Raw genomic sequence first — 19063 nt, forward strand, 5'->3', positions numbered from 1 at the left:
GAGGGTGATCGGCCGCCGACCCCTTTCTGGCAGACTGTCTGCCTATGGGTGAAGCGCATGTGAAGACTCTTGACGGCCGTACGGCCGTGCCGCCACCCACCGAGGAACGCGTGCCGAACGCGTCCTCCGGTGGCCGGCTGGCCCGCCTGCGCTCTCCCCGGTCCCCGCGGCTCTGGTTCGAGATCCTCCTGATCGCGGTCAGCTACTGGGTGTACTCCCTCATCCGCAACGCGGTGCCCGAGCAGAAGGCCCAGGCGCTCAAGAACGCGGACTGGATCTGGCAGGCCGAGCAGGCCCTCGGCATAGCGGTGGAGAAAACCGTCAACCATGCCGTGGACTCGGTGACCTGGCTCATCGTCTCGATGAACTATTACTACGCCACACTGCACTTCATACTGACCATCGGCGTGCTGGTCTGGCTCTACCGCTGGCACCCCGGCCGGTACGCGGCCGCCCGCCTCGCGCTCTTCGCCACCACGGGCGTCGCCCTCCTCGGGTACTACTTCTACCCGCTGGCACCGCCCCGCCTGATGGACGGCGGCGGCTTCATCGACACCGTCATCGTCCACCACACGTGGGGCTCTATGGCCTCCGGCAACCTGGCCTCGATGTCCAACCAGTACGCGGCCATGCCGTCGATGCACATCGGCTGGTCGCTGTGGTGCGGCGTGATGATCGCGCTGATCGCCAAGCCGGTGTGGGCCAAGGCCCTGGGCCTGCTCTACCCGGCCACGACCCTGATGGTCATCGTCTCCACCGCCAACCACTTCTGGCTCGACGCGGTGGGCGGCATACTGTGCCTGGCCTTCGGGATCGGCCTGGCCTTCGCCTGGTACGCGGCGCTGCCGCACCGGCTGCCGCGGCTGCCTCAGCCCGCCGCACCGTAGAAGATCTCCTCGACCACCGCGCGGGCCCTGCGGGTCGTCCGACGGTAGTCGTCCAGCATCTCCCCGACGTGCCCCTCCTCGTACCCGAGGTAGCGGCCGACCGCCGCCAGCTCGCGCGCGTCCGAGGGGAACGTGTCGCCGGGGCGGCCCCGCACCAGCATCGCCGCGTTGCGCACCCGGGAGGCCAGCACCCACGCCTCGTCGAGGATCTGGGCGTCCTCGGTGGTGAGCAGCCCCGCGGTGCGGGCCGCGGCCAGGGCCTCGCGGGTACGGGTCGTGCGCAGGCCCGGCTCGGCCCAGGCGTGCTGCATCTGGATCAGCTGCACGGTCCACTCGACGTCGCTGAGTCCGCCGCGGCCCAGCTTGGTGTGCGTGGTCGGGTCGGCGCCGCGCGGCAGCCGCTCCGTCTCCATGCGGGCCTTGAGCCGCCGGATCTCCCGTACGGCGTCCTCGCCCAGGCCCTCCACCGGGTAGCGCAGTGGGTCGACCAGCTCGATGAACCGCTCCCCCAGCTCCGCGTCGCCCGCGACCGGCTCGGCGCGCAGCAGGGCCTGCGCCTCCCACACGAGCGACCAGCGCCGGTAGTAGGCGGCGTAGGAGGAGAGGGTACGCACCAGCGGGCCGGTCTTGCCCTCCGGGCGCAGGTCGGCGTCGATCGGCAGCGGCGGGTCGGCGGACGGCAGCTGGAGCAGGCGGCGCATCTCGTTGGCGACGGCGTGCGCGGCCTTGGCGGCCTCGTGCTCGTCGGCGCCCTCGCGCGGCTCGTGCACGAAGAGCACGTCGGCGTCGGAGCCGTACCCCAGCTCCCGGCCGCCGAAGCGGCCCATCCCGATCACGGTGAAGCGGGTGGGCAGGGTGTCGCCCCACTGGTCGCGCACGGCGGCGCGCAGCGCGCCCGCGATGGTGGCGGCGGTCAGGTCGGAGACGGCGGTGCCGACCACGTCGGCGGCGTGCCCGCGGTCCGCCTGGGCCGGGTGGCCCTCCGTGCCGTACGCGCCGATCAGGTCCGCTGCGGCCGTACGGAACAGCTCGCGGCGGCGTACCCCCCGGGCCGCGGCGGCAGCCTGCTCGGCGCCCTCCGCGCGGCCGACGGCGGCCAGCACCTCCTGCTCCAGCGCGGCACGGCCGCGCGGCTGCAAGCCGTCCTTCGCGCCGAGCAGCGCGACCGCCTCGGGGGCGCGCAGCAGCAGGTCGGGGGCGAAGCGGCCGGCCGACAGTACGCGGGCCAGGTTCTCGGCGGCGGCGCCCTCGTCGCGCAGCAGCCGCAGGTACCAGGGCGTCTTGCCGAGCGCGTCGGAGACCTTGCGGAAGTTCAGCAGGCCCGCGTCGGGGTCGGCGGAGTCCGCGAACCAGGCGAGCAGGACCGGCAGCAGGGTGCGCTGGATGGCGGCCTTGCGGGTCACGCCGGAGGCCAGTGCCTCCAGGTGGCGCAGCGCGGCGACCGGGTCGGCGTACCCGAGCGCTTCGAGGCGCTGGCCCGCCGCCTTGGCGGAGAGCCGGGTGCTGCCGGGCTCCAGGTGGGCCACGGCGTCCAGCAGCGGCCGGTAGAACAGCTTCTCGTGCAGCCGCCGCACCTCGCGGGCGTGCCACTTCCACTCCTTGCGGAGCGTCTCCACCGGCTCGGTGCGCATCCCCATGGAGCGGGCCAGGCGCCGCAGGTCCGGGTCGTCCTCCGGCATCAGGTGCGTACGGCGCAGCTTGTAGAGCTGGATGCGGTGTTCGAGCGTGCGCAGGAAGCGGTACGCGACGTCGAGCGCCTTGGCGTCCTCGCGGCCGACGTAGCCGCCCGACGCGAGTGCCGAGAGTGCGTCCAGGGTGGTCGAGCTGTGCAGGGTCGCGTCGCCGCGGCCGTGCACCAGCTGGAGGAGCTGCACGGCGAACTCCACGTCGCGCAGGCCGCCGGGGCCCAGCTTCAGTTCGCGGTCGACCTGGGCGGCGGGGATGTTCTCCACGACGCGGCGGCGCATCTGCCGTACGTCGGACACGAAGTTCTCGCGCTCGGAGACCTGCCAGACCAGCGGGGTGACCGCCGCCACGTACTCCTTGCCCAGCTCCTCGTCGCCCGCCATCGGCCGGGCCTTGAGCAGCGCCTGGAACTCCCAGGTCTTGGCCCAGCGTTCGTAGTAGGCGAGGTGGCTGTTGAGGGTGCGCACGAGCGGCCCGTTGCGGCCCTCGGGGCGCAGGTTGGCGTCCACCGGCCAGATCGTGCCCTCGGCCGTGACGTCGGAGCAGACCCGCATCAGCCGGCCCGCCAGCCGCGTCGCGGCCTGGAGCGCCTTGGCCTCCTCCGTCCCGTCGCGCGCCTCCGCGACGTAGATGACGTCCACGTCCGAGACGTAGTTCAGCTCCCGGCCGCCGCACTTGCCCATGCCGACGACCGCCAGCCGGCAGGCCGCGGCGTCGGTGGGCTGCTCCTCGCAGGCGATCTCCAGCGCGGCGCGCACCGTCGCGGTCGCCAGGTCGGCCAGCTCCGCCGCGGTCTCGGCCACGTCGGTCGTGCCGCACACGTCGCGCGCCGCGATGCCCAGCAGGCACCGCCGGTAGGCGGCCCGCAGCGCGTCGGGCCGCGGCCGGTCCCGGCCCCGCTCGCCCCAGATGCCCTCGGCGAGCGCCGCCTCGAACTCGGGCGTGGTCGGGTGCAGGTCCGCCGCCTCGTAGGTGACCAGCGAGTGCCAGTCGTGCGGGTGCCGCACGAGGTGGTCGCCGAGCGCCTCGGAGGCGCCGAGCACGCCCAGCAGCCGGTCGCGCAGCGGCTTGGCGGTGATCAGGGTGCTCAGCAGCTTCTGCCGCTCGTCCGGGTCCTGCGCCTCCGCCATGCGCACCAGCGCGGTCAGCGCCAGGTCGGGGTCGGCGGTGGCGCCCAGCGCCTCCAGAAGCACCGAGTCGTCCCGTACGGCGGCCAGTTCGGGCGCGTCCAGCAGGCGCCCGGCCGCCGACGGGTCGGTGAAGCCGTACCGCAGCAGCCGGGAGAAGGCGCTGCTGCGCCGCCCCTGGCCCTGCGGAGCGGGGTGCGCGGTCACAGGACCGGCAGCATCTTGCGCAGCTCGAACGCGGTGACCTCGGAGCGGTATTCCTCCCATTCCTGCTTCTTGTTGCGCAGGAAGAAGTCGAAGACGTGCTCGCCGAGGGTCTCCGCGACCAGTTCGCTGCGCTCCATCAGGTCGATGGCCTCGCCGAGGTTCTGCGGCAGCGGCTCGATGCCCATGGCGCGGCGCTCGGAGTCCGACAGCGCCCACACGTCGTCGTCGGCGCCGGCCGGCAGCTCGTAGCCTTCCTCGATGCCCTTGAGGCCGGCGGCGAGCAGTACCGCGTACGTGAGGTAGGGGTTGGCGCCGGAGTCGATGGAGCGGACCTCGACCCGGGTGGAGCCCATCTTGCCCGGCTTGTACATGGGCACGCGGATGAGCGCTGAGCGGTTGTTGTGGCCCCAGCAGATGTACGAGGGGGCCTCGCCGCCGGCGCCCGCGGTGCGGTTGGCGCCGCCCCAGATGCGCTTGTAGGAGTTGACCCACTGGTTGGTGACGGCGGAGATCTCGCCCGCGTGCCGCAGCAGGCCCGCGATGAAGGAGCGGCCGACCTTGGAGAGCTGGTACTCGGCGCCGGACTCGTGGAAGGCGTTGCGGTCGCCCTCGAAGAGCGAGAGGTGGGTGTGCATGCCCGAACCCGGGTACTCCGAGAACGGCTTGGGCATGAACGTCGCCTGGACGCCCTGCTCCAGCGCGACCTGTTTCATCACCAGCCGGAACGTCATGATGTTGTCGGCGGTGGACAGCGCGTCGGCGTAGCGCAGGTCGATCTCCTGCTGTCCCGGCGCGCCCTCGTGGTGGCTGAACTCCACCGAGATGCCCATCGATTCGAGCATGGTGATCGCCTGGCGCCGGAAGTCCATGCCGACGTTCTGCGGGGTGTGGTCGAAGTAGCCGGAGGAGTCCGCGGGGCTGGGCCGGGTGCCGTCCACCGGCTTGTCCTTGAGCAGGAAGAACTCGATCTCGGGGTGGGTGTAGAAGGTGAAGCCGAGGTCGGAGGTCTTGGCCAGGATGCGCTTGAGGACGTAGCGCGGGTCGGCGTAGGAGGGCGAGCCGTCCGGCATGAGGATGTCGCAGAACATCCGGGCGGTGCCGGGGGCCTCGGCGCGCCACGGCAGGATCTGGAAGGTGCCCGGGTCCGGCTTGGCGATCATGTCGGACTCGTACACCCGCGCGAAGCCTTCGATCGCGGAGCCGTCGAAGCCGATGCCTTCGTCGAAGGCCTGCTCCAGTTCGGCGGGGGCCACCGCCACCGACTTCAAGAACCCCAGCACATCGGTGAACCACAGTCGTACGAAGCGGATGTCGCGCTCCTCCAGCGTACGGAGCACAAACTCCTGCTGCTTGTCCATGGCTCACCATTCCTTGCAGGTCAATCGGCCTGTCCACGCCCCGTCGGACAACGAGGTGTGGCACACCAGTATCACGGGAGGGGGTTACCGTCACATTACGCACCCTCGGCCGAGATCAGAACTGCCGGGCGCGGAGGCGGCGGCAGCAGGTTTGCCCGGGAGCGGCGGGCGGTACCCCGGGAGAAGAAGATCCGGACCGTCCGGTTCCGCGAGGAGTGCCCCGTGCCCGACCGCTTCGACGTCACGGCCGTGACGTTCCACTTCGACCCCGTGTGCCCCTGGACCTGGCGCACCGCGCAGTGGCTTGTGGACGTCACAGGGCGGCGGGGCATCCCGCTCTTCTACCGGGCCTTCGACCTGACCGGCGGGGCCCCGCTCGGCGAACTGCCCGAAGGGCGGCGCGCGGCGGCGGCCGCCGGACGCTGCCTGCTGCGGGTGACCGAGGCCGCGCACGCCGACGGCCGGGACGCGCTGGCCGGCGCCGCGTACGCCGTCTACGGCGCGGCGGTCCACGACGGCGGCGCCGACCCGACGCCGGAGCTGGCCGAGCGGGCCCTGTCGGAGGCGGGCGGCACGGCGTACGCGGCGGCGCTGCACGACACCGCGCTGGACCGGCCGGTGGCACGGGCCCGCGAGGAGGCGCAGGAGTTCTCCGGCGAGGACGCGGGCTCGCCGGTCACGGTCCTCACCACGGCCGCCGGCGCACGCGGCTTCTTCGGCCCCGTGGTGGCGCCGGCGCCCACCGGCGCGGACGCCGACCGCCTGTGGGACGCGGTCGCCGGCGCGGCGTCCGTACCGCAGTTCTTCGAGGTGCGGGCGCGGCGGACCGCGAAGCCCTAATCAGGGCGGCGTTCGCGCGGGCCGCCCTCCAGGTCCGGGTCGGTGGCCAGGGACAGGACGGCCGTGGCGACCGCATCCGGGGCGTCGGCCATCACCAGGTGACCGGCCGGGGCGGCCACCGCGAAGGCGCCGCCGAGCTGGGTGGCCAGCCCGCGCTGGCGCTCCAGCCAGCGCAGCTCGCGCGGGGTCTCGCTGCCGTCGTACGCGGCCAGGACCGTCACCGGCACGCCCCGCAGCGGATGCCCGGAGCGCAGCGCGGCGACCTCAGCGGCCTGGTAGGAGTACGTGGCGTTCTCCAGGACGCAGGCGCGCAGCACCCGGCTGGTGCGGTAGGTGCCGGACTCGTACGGGTCCGGCGGGTGGTTGCGCACGGTCGAGGCCCGGGTGGTCAGGCGGCGCGCGGCGGGGCCGAGGGCGCGCGGCAGCCCGGCCGCCGAGAGCACGGATGCCAGGCCGCCGGCCCAGGCCGTACGGACGGTGCGCGGCAGCCGCGGGCGCGGGTCCTCCTCCACGCTCCCGTCGACGAGGACCAGGCCGGCGGCGCGGTCCGGGTACAGCCGGGCGAACGCCTCGGCGTGGAAGGCGGCCAGCGAGTGGCCGACCACGGTGCACGGCCCCGGCAGCCCGAGCGCGTCCAGGACGTGCGCGATCCGGGCCGCCTCGCCCGCCGCGGTGGGCGGCCCCTGGGCGGGCGCGCTCAGCCCCAGCCCCGGCCGGTCGAAGCGGACCACCGTACGGTGCGGGGCGAGCCGGACCGCGACCTCGTCCCAGTCGAACCAGCTCATGCCCAGGCCGCCGCTGAGAACGCACACCGGGCCGCCGCCCTCCCGCAGGACGTGCAGCACCACCCCGTCGACGCGCAGCATGCGGCCGGGGGCGGGCCCCGGGCCGTCCGGGAAGCCCTTGCCCGCGCCGTTCCCCGTGTCCTGCCGTCCCTTCCGCCCGCCGTCCCCGCTCATGCCGTGTCCCCTTCCCTCCCCGTAGTGGTGCCCGCTCTCCCGACGCACCACGCGAGCAGCCCCACGTACAGGGCGACGAGCAGGACCTGGAGGCGCTGGCCGACGCCGAGCGCCCAGGTGCCGTGGCCCTCGGTGAAGGCCGCGATGGAGCTGAGCGTCCAGGCGGTCGCGGCCAGTTCGGCCAGCGTCAGCCACGGCGCGAGGCGGCCGAGCGGCGGCCACCAGCCGTACCGGCGGGCGGCGGCCGTCAGCAGGACCAGCGCGGCCAGCGCGCCCACCATGGCCAGCGAACTGCTGATCGCGTGCGCGGTGTGGGTGGCGGGCACCAGGCCCGCGGTCTCCCGGGCCGCGCACTCGGGGTCGCTGGTCGGCGCGCAGCTCAGCGGCAGTCGGGAGTCGACGGCGGTGGCCGCGCCGAAGAGGGCGAGCGCCGACCAGCCGGCGGTCGCCCAGGGCCGGCGCGGCAGGGTGCGCAGCGCGGCGAGGGCGCCGGCCAGCACCAGGAGTCCGGCGAGCAGGTCCGTGGCGCGGAAGAGTCCGCCGAGCGGCTGGTCGGCGGCGGCCAGTTCGCTGACGTACGTCCGGATCGGGTCGAGGCCGGTGGACAGGACCACCTCCAGGACCCAGGCGGTGTACGCCACCGCACCGAGCAGGAGGAGTACGGGGGCGGCGCGGCGGCGCTTGCTCGTCTGCACGGACATCCTGGTGGTCGGGCTGGGACGCCAGGGGCGCTTGGAAAGGTCAAGAATAGGCAAAGTGAGCGCGGGCCGGGGCGCCCGGGGGCGGCATACCCCGTAGGGGTAGGGTGCTGGACAGTGGCACCGGGAGGACCGTCGACATGCCGTACGAAGTGCGAGGACAGGGCAAGGCCGCCGCGTGGTGCGGCCGCCTGCTGCTGTTCGCCGCGCTGCTCGTCGGCATCGTCGGCATGCACACCCTGGGGCACCCGGTGGGCGGGCACGGATCGGACCCGATGCCGGCGGTACACCAGGCACAGCCCGCCCACGAAGCGCAGCCGTCCCACGAGACGCAGCCGGCCAATAAGGCGCAACCGGCCCATCAGCCCTCGCGGCACACCCAGCAAGCCCAGCATCCCTCCTCCCCCGCCTCCCCCTCCTCCTCGACCGCCGACGACCACCACGCCATGAACCCCGGCGCGGTCTGCCTGGCCGTGCTGTCCGTCTGGGTGCTCGCCCTCGTCCGCACCGGCCGGCTGCTGGGGCGGCAGGCGGCCGACCTCCTGGCCGCCGTACGGGCCCGGTTGCTGCGCGGCCTGCGTCCCGAACCACCGCCGGTCCCCCGGCACAAACACCTCGCCCGGCTCTCGGTCCTGCGCGTGTAGAAGCGCGGCCGGCCGCCGACGCCTGCGCGCGTCCGCGGCCCAGCCCCCACGCGCTCACCACAGACCGCACTCCACCACGAGGTGTTTCTCCACCATGCGTACGCACACCCGCCGCGCCGTACTCGGCGCGGGCATCGCGGCCGCCGGCAGCGGCCTGCTCGCCGCCTGTTCGGCAGGCTCGGGCCCGGACGGCACCGGCCACTCCGGACACGGCAAACCGGCCGAGGCGCCGGGCGGTTACGTCTCCCCCGACGGCCCGGAAGTGGCCGCCGCCGAGGCCAAGCGCGGCTCGGGCCCGGTGCGCAAGTTCGCGCTGACCGCCACCGCCGCCCGGCTCGACCTCGGCGGCCGTTCGGTCGCCACCTGGGCGTACGGCGACGACCTGCCGGGCAAGGAGGTCCGCGTCACCGCGGGCGACACCCTGGAGCTGGCCCTCGCCAACCACCTGCCCGAGGCCACGTCCCTGCACTGGCACGGCCTGGCGCTGCGCAACGACATGGACGGCGTGCCGGACCTGACCCAGCGCGCGGTCAGGCCCGGCGGCTCGTTCACGTACCGCTTCGCCGTCAGCCACCCCGGCACGTACTGGTTCCACCCGCACTCGGGAGTGCAGCAGGACCGCGGCCTGTACGCGCCCCTGATCGTCGAGGACCCGAAGGAACCCCTCGCCTACGACAAGGAGTGGGTGGTCGTCCTGGACGACTGGGTCGACGGCGTGGACGGCAGCACGCCGGACGCGGTGCTGGCCGAACTCTCCAAGGGCATGGGCGGCATGGACCACGGCTCCGGCGGCATGGACCACGGCGGGATGGACCACGGTTCCGGCGGGACGGGCCACGGCGCGCACTCCATGGGCGGCCGCGAGGAGCCGTCGCCCACCGGCCCGTCCCGCATGATGATGGGCGCCACCAGCAAGCTGCTGGGCGGTGACGCGGGCGACGTGGCGTACCCGTACCACCTCGTCAACGGCCGTACGCCCGAGGACCCGCAGACCTTCCGCGCGCGGCCCGGCGACCGCGTCCGCATCCGGTTCGTCAACGCGGGCGGCGACACCGCGTACCGGGTCGCACTCGGCGGCCACACCATGACGGTCACACACACCGACGGCTATCCCGTCGCCCACGCCCTGACGGACGCCCTGCTGCTGGGCATGGGCGAACGCTATGACGTGGTGGTCACCGTCAAGGACGGCGTCTTCCCGCTGACCGCGCTCGCCGAGGGCAAGAAGCGCACCGCGCTGGCCCTGCTGCGCACCGGCGGCGGCGCGGCGCCCGACGCGTCCGTACAACCGGACGAGCTGGACGGTCGGCTGCTGACGGCCGACCGGCTCAAGGCCGACGGTTCCGTACGCCTGGCGCCCCGCAAACCGGACCGCACCATCAGGTTCGACCTCACCGGCTCGATGGCGAAGTACGACTGGGCCGTCAACGGCAAGAAGTACTCACCTGACCAGCGCTATCCGGTGCGGGCCGGTGAGCGGGTACGGCTGTCGTTCCGCAACAACACCACGATGTGGCACCCGATGCACCTGCACGGCCACACCTTCGCGCTGCCGGACGGCGGTCCCCGCAAGGACACCGCGATCGTGCTGCCCGGCCGCCGGCTGGACGTCGACCTGGACGCCGACAACCCGGGTCTGTGGATGCTGCACTGCCACAACGTCTACCACGCGGAGTCGGGGATGATGACGGTCCTCGGCTACCAGAAGTAGGCGTGCCGGAAGCAGGCATACGCAAGCGGGGCCGGCACGCCACCGGCCCCGCTCACGCGCGCTGCTAGCCCTTCAGATAGCTGCTAGCCCTTCAGGAAGGAGTAGTCCTTGACCTTCCCGTTGTCGTTGACGTGGACGGTGGCCGTCGACATGGCCGAGTCCATCGTGTAGGTGGCCTTGCCCTGGTCACCGAAGTCGCTGGTGACCGGACCCGGGTTGTCGTCGGAGAGCACGCCGACGGCGTCGCCGTCCGGGTCCAGGACCGTGGCGGTGCCCGCCTTGCCGTCCCACGCGAGGGTGTAGTGGTTGGCGATCTTCACCTTTTTCACGCCGTGCGACGCGGCGGCGGACGCCGAGGGGGCGGGGGCCGCGGAGTCCGCCGGGGCGGCGACCGCGGCGACGGCCGGTACGGCGACGGCGGCGCCGGCTGCCACGGTGACGGCCGCGGCGCGCAGGCCCGCCCGCTTGCCCGCCCGCTTGCCGGGGCGGGCGGCGGAGGCGGGCGCGGACGTGTCGGCCCTGCGGCTGGCTGCGAAGAACATGCTGCTCCTTGCTGTAGGTGCGACGTCCGGGGCCGGGCCCGGACCTGGCGTGCGGGCCCGTGGAGACCCACGCCAGGAACGCTAGGAAGCCGCTGTTGCCACTTCCCGGCCATCGGGTAACAGCCACCGCGCGGCCGTGGCACAGGGCCGTTGCACCGCCACCGCCACCGCCGAGACGCCCGCCGCCTGACGGGCCGGAGAACGAGAGCGGCCCCCGGCCACGGTCGTGGTCGGGGGCCGCTCTCGCGGTGGTCCGCGGGGCCGGGTCAGCTCACCCGGTCCGGCAGTTCCGCCGGTACGCCGTCGGCGTCCTCGCTGCTCGCGACGATGCGGGAGGACGCGGAGCCGCCGCGGTCGAGCAGCCCGGCGGTCACCGCGATGCCCAGGCCGACGACGGCCAGCACCGCGCCGACCAGCGCCGGGGAGGTCCAGCCCCAGCCCGCCGCGATGGCCACGCCGCCGATCCAGGCGCCGCCCGCGTTGGCCAGGTTGAACGCCGAGTGGTTGGACGCCGAGGCCAGGGTGGGCGCGTGCTGGGCCTTCTTCATGACCAGCATCTGCAACGGCGTGGTGGTCATGAAGCCGACCGCGCCCAGGATGGCGACGCACACCAGGGCCGCCCACTGCACGTGCACCGCGTAGTTGAAGACGACCAGGGTGACGGCGAGCGCCGCCAGCGCCCCGTACAGGGTGGGCCGCAGCGCGCGGTCGGTCAGCGGCCCGGCGGCCAGCGCGCCCAGGGTCATGCCGGCGCCGAAGAGCGCCAGGACGAACGGCACGGAGTTCTCGGCGAAGCCCGAGACCTCGGTCATCATCGAGGCGAGGTAGCTGTAGACGGCGAACACGCCGGCGAAGCCGAAGACCGCGGTGACCAGGCCGAGGACGACCTGCTTGTTGCCCATGGCGCGGATCTCGTGGGCGACGCCGCCGCGTTCCTCGCGCGGCATGTGGGGCACGAGCCGGGCCAGCGAGGCCATCGCGACCAGGCCGATGGCGGCCACGACCAGGAAGGTCGCGCGCCAGCCGAGGTGCTGGCCGAGCAGCGTGGCGGCGGGCACGCCGACGATGTTGGCGACGGTCAGCCCGAGGAACATGGTGGCCACCGCGCGGGCCTGCCGGCCTTCCCTGACCAGCCGGGCGGCCACGACCGCGCCGACGCCGAAGAAAGCGCCGTGCGGCAGTCCGGCGAGCAGCCGGCCCGCGATCAGCAGGCCGAAGTTGGGCGCCAGGGCCGAGGCCAGGTTGCCGACCGTGAAGACGGCCATCAGCAGAAGGAGCATCCGCTTGCGCGGGATGCGCGACCCGAGGGCGGTCAGCAGCGGCGCGCCGATGACGACGCCGAGGGCGTAGGCGGAGACGAGATAGCCGGCCGTGGGCACGGACGTACCCAGGTCGCCCGCGACATTGGGCAGCAGGCCCATCATCACGAACTCAGTCGTGCCGATGCCGAAGGCGGAGACGGCCAGCGCGAGCAGCGCCAGGGGCATGAGAGACCTTTCGAAACGGTGCGTACGGGCCCCCGGGCACGCCGGAGCGGTTGCGCTGGGGCGTGGGGGATTCGTACGACGGTGCGCGGCAAGATGTCCGTAAGTTCTTACACGGAACAAAGTCTCTCAGGGCATTCATTCCGCCGGAAGAACGCAAGGTGACGGAGGAGGGGCGACGGCGCTCGCGCGGCCCTTGGCACAGGGGGAACGGCCGCCCCCTGCCGGGGTGGCGGCCGTTCCGACTTTGATTCCGACTTTGGTTCCGACTTTGTCAGATTTTGACCGAGGCGGCCAGCGGAAGGTGGTCACTTCCGGTCCTGGGCAGCGACCAGGAGGAGACCGGGTCGATCCCCTTCATCATGATCTGGTCGATCCTGGCCATCGGGAAGCCGGCCGGCCAGCTGAAGCCGAAGCCGTCGCCCGCCGCGCCCTGCGCCGAGCGCAGCTGCGAGGTGACCGGGGCCAGCGAACGGTCGTTCATCGTGCCGTTGAGGTCGCCCAGCAGGATGACCTGCTTGACGGGCTCCCGGGCGATCGCCTCGCCGAGGGCTGCGGCGCTGTTGTCGCGCTGGTTGGCGGTGAAGCCCGCGTTGAGCTTGACCCGCACCGACGGCAGGTGCGCGACGTAGAAGGCGACCTCCCGGCCGTCGGGCGCCTTGACGGTGGCGCGCAGCGCCCTGGTCCAGCCCATCTTGATGTTCACCGGCGCGGCGTCCGAGAGCGGGTACTTGCTCCACAGCCCCACCGTGCCCTGCACCGTGCGGTACGGGTACGCCTTGGCCAGCCCCTCCTTGTACTTGGGCAGCGCGTCGCCGGTCAGCTCCTCCAGGGCCACCACGTCGGCGCCGGACTTCACGATGTCCTTCGCGGTGCCCGCGGGGTCGGGGTTGTCGGCGTCGACGTTGTGGGTGGCGACGGTCAGGTTGCCGCCGGTGCCCTTCTTGTCGGTGACCTGCCCGCCGAAGAGGCTGACCCAGACGATGGCGGGCAGCAGGAGCGCGACGATCGCGGTCGTGGAACGCCGCAGTACGGCGGCGACCAGCAGCACCGGGACGCCGAGCATGCCGAGCCACGGCAGGAACGTCTCCAGCAGGCTGCCGAGGTTGCCCACGGTGTTCGGGACGTGCGCGTGCACGATCATCAGCAGGCCGAGCAGCAGCGCCAGCACCGCGAGCACGATGCCCCGGCGCCACATGCCCTCCGGGCGCCACCAGTCGCGCAGGCGCCGCGCTCGGGAGGCGGTCCGCTCAGGGTCTTGGCCCTGCCCCGACTCCGTCATGTATGCCTGCGCCATGCCGCCGTCCTCACTGCCTTGCTCCGTACGCCCCGCCTGTGGTCTCCGACCCTAGGCGATGGTCCGTAATGTGCTTTCTTAGAAGTGAGGACGGCACGCTGACGCGTCCGGGTTCCGGTTCCGGAGGCCATCGCGGCCGCTGTGACAGAACGGGCATAGTCCCGTCATCGAGCGGTCAGCTGGTGTCGTCTTTTGCGCACGGTTGTCGCTTCGGGACGGGTACGGCGGGGACGCCGCGGCGCCTACGTCCGGGGCCGTACGCCGTCCAGCACCGTGTCGACGATCTCCTCGGCGAGCCCCTCCGGCAGGTCCGCCCACTCGTGCAGCAGGGCCCGCGACAGCACCGGTCCGACGAAGAGGTCGGCGAGCAGGTCGGTGTCCCGGTCGGAACGGATCTCCCCGCGCTCCATGCCGCGGCGCAGCACGGACAGCAGCACCTCGCGGCGCGCCTGGACGACCGTCTCGTGGTACTCCCGCCACAGCGCCGGCTGCGCCTTGACGTGGGTGACGACGGTGCGCAGCAGCGCCGAGTTGCGCTTGGCCAGGCCGCGGATGCGCAGGAACTCGATGATGCCGACCAGGTCGTCGCGCACGGACGCGCCGGCCGGCGGCGGGATGTCGGTGTCCAGCGAGCGCATCACGTCGAGCATCAGCTCGCTCTTGCCCGGCCAGCGCCGGTAGACGGTGGCCTTGCCGACGCCCGCCTGGCGGGCGATGCGCTCCATCGACAGCTCGCCGATGGAGACGCCGTCCTCGATCAGGTGCAGCACCGCCTCGATGATCGCGGTGTCCGCGGCGGCGTTGCGGGGACGGCCCCGGCGGGGGTCCGCCCCTTCCCCGGCGGCCTGCGTGCCCGCCGCCTCCCCGCTCGTGCCTGCCGTCCGGCTGCCGTTCATGTCCGTACCTTCGCCTCTTCCCGGTCCGCGCGGTCCGCACCGTGCGCACCGGCCTCCATCCTGCCCGGCAGGAAGGCCGCGACCACCACGGCGCCGAGCACCGCCACGCCGGCCGAGCCCAGCGCGGTGACGTGCATGGCGTGGATGAAGGCGTCGTTCGCCTGGCCGGCCAGCGCCTTGCCCGCGGGGCCCAGCTGCCGGGCCAGGCCGAGCGTCGCCTCGATGGACTCGCCCGCCGCGTGCCGGGCGCCGTCCGGCAGGCCGGGTACGGAGTTCAGCGCGCCCTCGATGCCGTCGCGGTAGACGGTGGACAGCAGCGAGCCCAGTACGGCGACTCCGAGCGTGCCGCCGACCTGCCGGGACGTGTTGTTCAGCGCCGACCCGGAGCCCGCCTTCTCGCGCGGCAGCGACTGCATGACCGAGACGGTGACCGGCGGCATGATGTGCGCCATGCCGGTGCCCTGGATGAAGAAGAGCACCTCCAGCACCCAGATCGGGGTGCCGGTGTCCAGGAGCAGGAAGCCGGCCATGGTGACGGCGACCAGCAGCATGCCGGCCGTGCAGACGGCGCGCGAGCCGAAGCGGTCGACGACGAGCCGGGCCCGCGGCGCGAAGATCATCTGGGCGGCGGCCAGCGGCAGGATCAGCAGCCCCGCCTGGAGCGGCGTGAAGCCGCGCACGCTCTGGATGTAGAAGACGACGAAGAACGTGACGCCCATCAGCGCGAAGAAGACCAGCGCGATGGCACCCACGGCGGCGGAGAAGGCCGGCTTGCGGAAGAGACTGACGTCGATCGACGGGTGATCGATGCGCTTCTCGTACAGCACGAAAACGACCAGGACGAGCACGCCGCCCAGGACCGTGCCGAAGACCTGCGGGTCGGTGAAGTCGGCGAGCTGGCCGCCCTTGATGATCCCGTACACCAGCAGCACCAGGCCGACGACGGAGAGCAGCACGCCGACCGGGTCCAGCTTCCCCGGCCGCGGGTCCCTGGAGTCGGGCACCAAGAGGAGTATCGCGACCAGCGCGACAAGCACGATCGGAACGTTGACGAGGAAGACCGAACCCCACCAGAAGTGGTCCAGCAGCAGACCGCCCGCGATCGGGCCGATCGCGATGGCCAGGCCCACGCTGCCCGCCCAGATCCCGATCGCCTTCGGCTGCTCGTCCCGCTCGAAGACGTTCATCAGGACGGCGAGGGTGGACGGCATCACGAAGGCGCCGCCCAGCCCCATCACCGCACGGAAGGCGATCAGCTGCCCGGGCGCCCCGGAGACGGCCGCCAGCACCGAGCCGATGCCGAACACCACCAGGCCGAAGAGCAGCACCTTCTTGCGGCCCAGCCGGTCGCCGAGCAGCCCGGAGGTGAACAGCAGCCCCGCGAAGACGAGCGTGTAGGAGTTGATCGCCCACTCCAGCTGGCTCTGCGTGGCGCCGAGGCCGGTGGGGGCCGGTGTGGCGATCGTCTTCATCGCCACGTTCAGGATCGAGTTGTCCAGCACCACGATCAGCAGGCTGAGCATGAGGACGGACAGGATCGCCCAGCGGCGGCGGTGGATGTGCTCGGGTACGTGCCGGGAGGCGCCGGATATGCCGGAGGGTTCGGAAGCACTGGCCATGAAGCGAGCGTACCTCCTTTAACGATACGGGCCCGTTCCGTATCGCATAAGGCCGCCGGACGTGCGGCTTCCCTCCTCCGGCGCCCCTTTCCCTCCGCCCGCCGGGCGTGCCAGCATGGAAGGGAGTCCGGAGACGCCGTCAGGGCGCTTCGAGATGACGAACAGGAGCCGTCACCATGACGCAGCTTTCGCCTGCCACGAACCCGGCCGAAGAGGGGACCACGGCGCCCGCCGGGACCACCGCGAAGCCCGCAACCGGCAGCGGCAAGTCGCTGTACGGGGGCAAGAGTTCGCGGCGGGTCACCGTACGCGACATCGCCGCCGCCAAGGAGCGCGGCGAGAAGTGGCCGATGCTCACCGCCTACGACGCGATGACCGCCTCCGTCTTCGACGAGGCCGGCATCCCCGTCCTGCTGGTCGGCGACTCGATGGGCAACTGCCACCTCGGCTACGAGACCACCGTGCCCGTCACGATGGACGAGATCACGATCCTGTCCGCGGCCGTGGTCCGCGGCACCCAGCGCGCCCTGATCGTCGCCGACCTGCCCTTCGGCGCCTACCAGGAGAGCCCCGTCCAGGCCCTGCGCAACGCCACCCGCCTGGTCAAGGAGGCCGGGGTGCAGGCGGTCAAGCTGGAGGGCGGCGAGCGCTCCGCCCACCAGGTCGAGCTGCTGGTCTCCTCCGGCATCCCGGTCATGGCGCACGTCGGCCTCACGCCGCAATCCGTCAACGCGTACGGGGGCTACCCGGTGCAGGGCCGCGGCGAGGAAGCGGCCCAGCAGCTCCTGCGCGACGCCAAGGCCGTCCAGGACGCGGGGGCCTTCGGCGTCGTCCTGGAAGCCGTACCGGCCGAGCTGGCCGCCGAGGTCACCCGCTCGCTGCACATCCCGACGGTCGGCATCGGCGCGGGCGCCGGCTGCGACGCGCAGGTCCTGGTGTGGACCGACATGGCGGGCCTGACCAGCGGCCACGTGCCGCGCTTCGTCAAGCAGTACGCGAACCTCCGCGCGACCCTGGGCGACGCGGCCAAGGACTTCGCCGAGGAGGTCGTCGGCGGCGCGTTCCCGGCCCGGGAACACTCCTTCCGCTGACGCGCGGAGCCCCCGCCGCCACGGCGGCGGGGGCGTTCGCCGGCCCGCTGTCGGCCGGATGTCGGTCGTTTGTCAGTGGGGTCTGCCATCTTGGTGGCATGACGCGAAAGACGATATCCAACGGCGCGGGGAACGCCGTCGAAGTGCGGGGACTGGTCAAGCACTTCGGTGATGTGAAGGCCGTGGACGGGGTGGATCTCGACGTACGGGAAGGCACCGTCCTCGGCGTACTGGGGCCGAACGGTGCGGGAAAGACGACGCTGGTGCGCTGCCTGTCCACCCTGCTGGTGCCGGACGCCGGCACGGCGACGGTGGCGGGGTACGACGTAGTGCGCCAGCCTCGCGCGCTGCGCCGCACGATCGGGCTCACCGGCCAGTACGCCTCGGTCGACGAGAAGCTCTCCGGCCGGGAGAACCTGTACATGATCGGGCGGCTGCTCGACCTCTCCCGCAAGGACGCCCGCGCGCGGGCGGACGAGCTGCTGGAGCGGTTCTCCCTGACCGAGGCCGCCGGGCGGCCCGCCGCCAAGTACTCCGGCGGTATGCGCCGCCGCCTGGACCTGGCCGCCTCGATGATCGGCCGGCCCGCGGTGCTGTACCTGGACGAGCCGACGACGGGCCTGGACCCCCGCACCCGCAACGAGGTGTGGGACGAGGTCCGCAGCATGGTGCGGGAGGGCGCGACGGTCCTGCTGACCACCCAGTACATGGAAGAGGCCGAGCAGCTCGCGCACGAGCTGACGGTCGTCGACCGCGGCCGGGTGATCGCCGAGGGCAAGGTCGACGAGCTCAAGGCCAAGGTCGGCGGCCGTACGCTGCAGATCCGCCCGGCACAGGCCGCCGAGCTGGACCGGATGGTCGGCGCCATCGCGCAGGCCGGCCTGGACGGCGTCGCGGGCGCCACCGCCGACCACGAGGACGGCGTGGTGAACGTGCCGATCGTCAGCGACGAGCAGCTCTCCGCCGTGGTCGGCATGCTCGGCGAGCGGGGCTTCACGCTCTCCGGCATCAACACCCATCTGCCCAGCCTGGACGAGGTGTTCCTGGCCATCACCGGCCAGAAGAGTTCGGAGGCCGACGGCAGCGGCCCGCAGGACGGTCCGCGTGACCCGCAGGGCGTACAGGACAAGCAGTTCGAGGAGGTTCCGGCATGAGTGCCGCGACGGTGACGGCGCCGGGCAAGCCGCAGCGGCCGGGTGCCGACGAGGGCCGGATCGGGCTCCGGGCCCACCTGCGTCACACGAGCGCCCTGGTGCGCCGCAACGCGATGCAGATCAAGAACGACCCGGAGTCGATGTTCGACGCCCTGTTGATGCCCATCGTCTTCACGCTGCTGTTCGTGTACGTCTTCGGCGGCGCGGTGGGCGGCAGCCTGGGCGGCGGCCGCTCCGCGTACATCAACTACATCATTCCCGGCCTGCTGGCCATGGGCGGCCTGAACATCGCCATGTCGGTCGGCTCCGGCGTCAACGACGACTTCAACAAGGGGGTGATGGACCGCTTCCGCACGATGCCGATCGCCCGTTCCTCGGTGCTGACGGCGAAGATGCTCGTGGAGTCCGGGCGGATGCTGGTCTCCACCGTCATCCTGCTGGCGCTGGCCTTCCTGATCGGCTTCGACCTGGAGACCGGCCCGCTGCAGCTGCTGGCGGCCATCGCCCTGGCGCTGCTCTTCGGCTCCTCGCTGACCTGGATCTTCATGCTGCTGGGGCTGACCATGAAGACCCCGCAGGCGGTGCAGGGCGTCGGCTTCATGGTGCTGATGCCGCTGCAGTTCGGCTCCTCCATATTCGCCCCGACCACGACGATGCCGGGCTGGATGGAGGCGTTCACCAAGATCAACCCGCTGTCGAACCTGGCGGACGCGGCCCGCGCCCTGATGAACGGGCACGGCGCGGTCGCCCACCCGGTGCTGATCACCCTGGCCTGGACCGCAGGCATCACCCTGGTGTTCGCGCCGCTGGCCGTGAACAAGTTCCGCAAGAAGACCTGACGCGTCACCTTCGCCCGGCGCGCG

At 72.6% G+C, this 19063-nt stretch carries 16 protein-coding genes; 7 read left to right on the forward strand and 9 right to left on the reverse strand.

Translation table 11 applies throughout. From position 1 onward, the window contains the following. Nucleotides 1-44: 44 nt before the first annotated feature. Nucleotides 45-887 carry a phosphatase PAP2 family protein gene (locus ACH4OW_RS00960; protein ID WP_398023927.1) on the forward strand — a complete coding sequence of 281 codons (843 nt, stop codon included), beginning with the start codon at nucleotides 45-47 and terminating at the stop codon, nucleotides 885-887. Here ACH4OW_RS00960 and ACH4OW_RS00965 read toward each other — a convergent pair. Beyond that, complete coding sequence (locus ACH4OW_RS00965) at nucleotides 869-3907, reverse strand: bifunctional [glutamine synthetase] adenylyltransferase/[glutamine synthetase]-adenylyl-L-tyrosine phosphorylase (RefSeq protein WP_398023929.1); 3039 nt, start codon at nucleotides 3905-3907, stop codon at nucleotides 869-871. The genes ACH4OW_RS00960 and ACH4OW_RS00965 overlap by 19 nt on opposite strands. Continuing rightward, entirely contained in the window at nucleotides 3904-5265 is a 1362-nt protein-coding gene (locus ACH4OW_RS00970) for a glutamine synthetase family protein (RefSeq protein WP_030670291.1), read from the reverse strand. Before ACH4OW_RS00970 ends, ACH4OW_RS00965 begins: the two co-directional genes overlap by 4 nt. 222 nt (nucleotides 5266-5487) lie before the next feature. Between ACH4OW_RS00970 and ACH4OW_RS00975 the strand changes: the two genes are divergently transcribed. Next, the gene (locus tag ACH4OW_RS00975) at nucleotides 5488-6105 is read left to right on the forward strand and encodes a hypothetical protein (protein ID WP_398023932.1); all 618 of its coding nucleotides are present in this window, start codon (nucleotides 5488-5490) and stop codon (nucleotides 6103-6105) included. On the opposite strand, the gene ACH4OW_RS00980 is transcribed toward ACH4OW_RS00975, so the two are convergent. Together ACH4OW_RS00980 and ACH4OW_RS00985 are read right to left on the reverse strand one after the other, a co-directional pair. After that, on the reverse strand, nucleotides 6102-6971 hold the full coding sequence (locus ACH4OW_RS00980; RefSeq protein WP_398024425.1) for an alpha/beta fold hydrolase: 870 nt from the start codon (nucleotides 6969-6971) through the stop codon (nucleotides 6102-6104). The two genes, ACH4OW_RS00975 and ACH4OW_RS00980, sit on opposite strands and share 4 nt — an antisense overlap. 89 nt (nucleotides 6972-7060) lie before the next feature. Continuing rightward, a complete protein-coding gene (locus tag ACH4OW_RS00985; protein WP_360135109.1) occupies nucleotides 7061-7765 on the reverse strand; it encodes a DUF998 domain-containing protein in 705 nt (234 codons plus the stop codon). Nucleotides 7766-7902: 137 nt separating this feature from the next. Between ACH4OW_RS00985 and ACH4OW_RS00990 the strand changes: the two genes are divergently transcribed. Together ACH4OW_RS00990 and ACH4OW_RS00995 are read left to right on the forward strand one after the other, a co-directional pair. Next, nucleotides 7903-8406: a hypothetical protein gene (locus ACH4OW_RS00990; protein WP_398023933.1), complete on the forward strand. Its 504-nt coding sequence runs from the start codon at nucleotides 7903-7905 to the stop codon at nucleotides 8404-8406. Nucleotides 8407-8500: 94 nt separating this feature from the next. Next, nucleotides 8501-10117, forward strand: coding sequence for a multicopper oxidase family protein (locus ACH4OW_RS00995; RefSeq protein WP_398023935.1), 1617 nt, complete (start codon nucleotides 8501-8503; stop codon nucleotides 10115-10117). Nucleotides 10118-10200: 83 nt separating this feature from the next. On the opposite strand, the gene ACH4OW_RS01000 is transcribed toward ACH4OW_RS00995, so the two are convergent. The 5 genes from ACH4OW_RS01000 to ACH4OW_RS01020 form a co-directional block, all read right to left on the reverse strand. After that, complete coding sequence (locus ACH4OW_RS01000) at nucleotides 10201-10659, reverse strand: hypothetical protein (RefSeq protein WP_398023937.1); 459 nt, start codon at nucleotides 10657-10659, stop codon at nucleotides 10201-10203. 266 nt (nucleotides 10660-10925) lie between these two features. Further along, nucleotides 10926-12146, reverse strand: coding sequence for an MFS transporter (locus tag ACH4OW_RS01005; protein WP_398023939.1), 1221 nt, complete (start codon nucleotides 12144-12146; stop codon nucleotides 10926-10928). A 271-nt stretch (nucleotides 12147-12417) separates the two neighbouring features. Beyond that, the gene (locus tag ACH4OW_RS01010; RefSeq protein WP_398024427.1) at nucleotides 12418-13425 is read right to left on the reverse strand and encodes an endonuclease/exonuclease/phosphatase family protein; all 1008 of its coding nucleotides are present in this window, start codon (nucleotides 13423-13425) and stop codon (nucleotides 12418-12420) included. A 257-nt stretch (nucleotides 13426-13682) separates the two neighbouring features. Beyond that, a complete protein-coding gene (locus tag ACH4OW_RS01015; protein ID WP_360135127.1) occupies nucleotides 13683-14336 on the reverse strand; it encodes a TetR/AcrR family transcriptional regulator in 654 nt (217 codons plus the stop codon). Further along, the gene (locus tag ACH4OW_RS01020) at nucleotides 14333-15955 is read right to left on the reverse strand and encodes an MFS transporter (RefSeq protein ID WP_398023941.1); all 1623 of its coding nucleotides are present in this window, start codon (nucleotides 15953-15955) and stop codon (nucleotides 14333-14335) included. The genes ACH4OW_RS01015 and ACH4OW_RS01020 overlap by 4 nt, the downstream gene beginning before the upstream one ends. A 176-nt stretch (nucleotides 15956-16131) precedes the next feature. On the opposite strand from ACH4OW_RS01020, the gene panB reads away from it, so the two are divergent. The 3 genes from panB to ACH4OW_RS01035 all read left to right on the forward strand — a co-directional run bounded on the left by panB (nucleotide 16132) and on the right by ACH4OW_RS01035 (nucleotide 19039). Next, nucleotides 16132-17046, forward strand: a complete 915-nt coding sequence (gene panB, locus ACH4OW_RS01025) for a 3-methyl-2-oxobutanoate hydroxymethyltransferase (RefSeq protein WP_398023943.1) — start codon at nucleotides 16132-16134, stop codon at nucleotides 17044-17046. A 98-nt stretch (nucleotides 17047-17144) separates the two neighbouring features. Then, complete coding sequence (locus ACH4OW_RS01030; RefSeq protein WP_398023945.1) at nucleotides 17145-18200, forward strand: ATP-binding cassette domain-containing protein; 1056 nt, start codon at nucleotides 17145-17147, stop codon at nucleotides 18198-18200. Then, nucleotides 18197-19039: an ABC transporter permease gene (locus ACH4OW_RS01035; RefSeq protein WP_360135139.1), complete on the forward strand. Its 843-nt coding sequence runs from the start codon at nucleotides 18197-18199 to the stop codon at nucleotides 19037-19039. Before ACH4OW_RS01030 ends, ACH4OW_RS01035 begins: the two co-directional genes overlap by 4 nt. The last annotated feature ends 24 nt before the right edge of the window (nucleotides 19040-19063 follow it).

Origin of the sequence: Streptomyces sp. NPDC017056 (assembly GCF_044332485.1) — a bacterium.
Classification (GTDB): Bacteria; Actinomycetota; Actinomycetes; order Streptomycetales; family Streptomycetaceae; genus Streptomyces.

Coding starts and splice junctions, on each gene's coding strand:
- ACH4OW_RS01015 (WP_360135127.1), bottom strand. CDS start 14,336: ATGAACGGCAGCCGGACGGCAGGCACGAGCGGGGAGGCGGCGGGCACG.
- ACH4OW_RS01000 (WP_398023937.1), bottom strand. CDS start 10,659: ATGTTCTTCGCAGCCAGCCGCAGGGCCGACACGTCCGCGCCCGCCTCC.
- ACH4OW_RS01010 (WP_398024427.1), bottom strand. CDS start 13,425: ATGACGGAGTCGGGGCAGGGCCAAGACCCTGAGCGGACCGCCTCCCGA.
- panB (WP_398023943.1), top strand. CDS start 16,132: ATGACGCAGCTTTCGCCTGCCACGAACCCGGCCGAAGAGGGGACCACG.
- ACH4OW_RS00970 (WP_030670291.1), bottom strand. CDS start 5,265: ATGGACAAGCAGCAGGAGTTTGTGCTCCGTACGCTGGAGGAGCGCGAC.
- ACH4OW_RS01035 (WP_360135139.1), top strand. CDS start 18,197: ATGAGTGCCGCGACGGTGACGGCGCCGGGCAAGCCGCAGCGGCCGGGT.
- ACH4OW_RS00960 (WP_398023927.1), top strand. CDS start 45: ATGGGTGAAGCGCATGTGAAGACTCTTGACGGCCGTACGGCCGTGCCG.
- ACH4OW_RS00980 (WP_398024425.1), bottom strand. CDS start 6,971: ATGCTGCGCGTCGACGGGGTGGTGCTGCACGTCCTGCGGGAGGGCGGC.
- ACH4OW_RS01030 (WP_398023945.1), top strand. CDS start 17,145: ATGACGCGAAAGACGATATCCAACGGCGCGGGGAACGCCGTCGAAGTG.
- ACH4OW_RS01005 (WP_398023939.1), bottom strand. CDS start 12,146: ATGCCCCTGGCGCTGCTCGCGCTGGCCGTCTCCGCCTTCGGCATCGGC.
- ACH4OW_RS00985 (WP_360135109.1), bottom strand. CDS start 7,765: ATGTCCGTGCAGACGAGCAAGCGCCGCCGCGCCGCCCCCGTACTCCTC.
- ACH4OW_RS00995 (WP_398023935.1), top strand. CDS start 8,501: ATGCGTACGCACACCCGCCGCGCCGTACTCGGCGCGGGCATCGCGGCC.
- ACH4OW_RS00990 (WP_398023933.1), top strand. CDS start 7,903: ATGCCGTACGAAGTGCGAGGACAGGGCAAGGCCGCCGCGTGGTGCGGC.
- ACH4OW_RS01020 (WP_398023941.1), bottom strand. CDS start 15,955: ATGGCCAGTGCTTCCGAACCCTCCGGCATATCCGGCGCCTCCCGGCAC.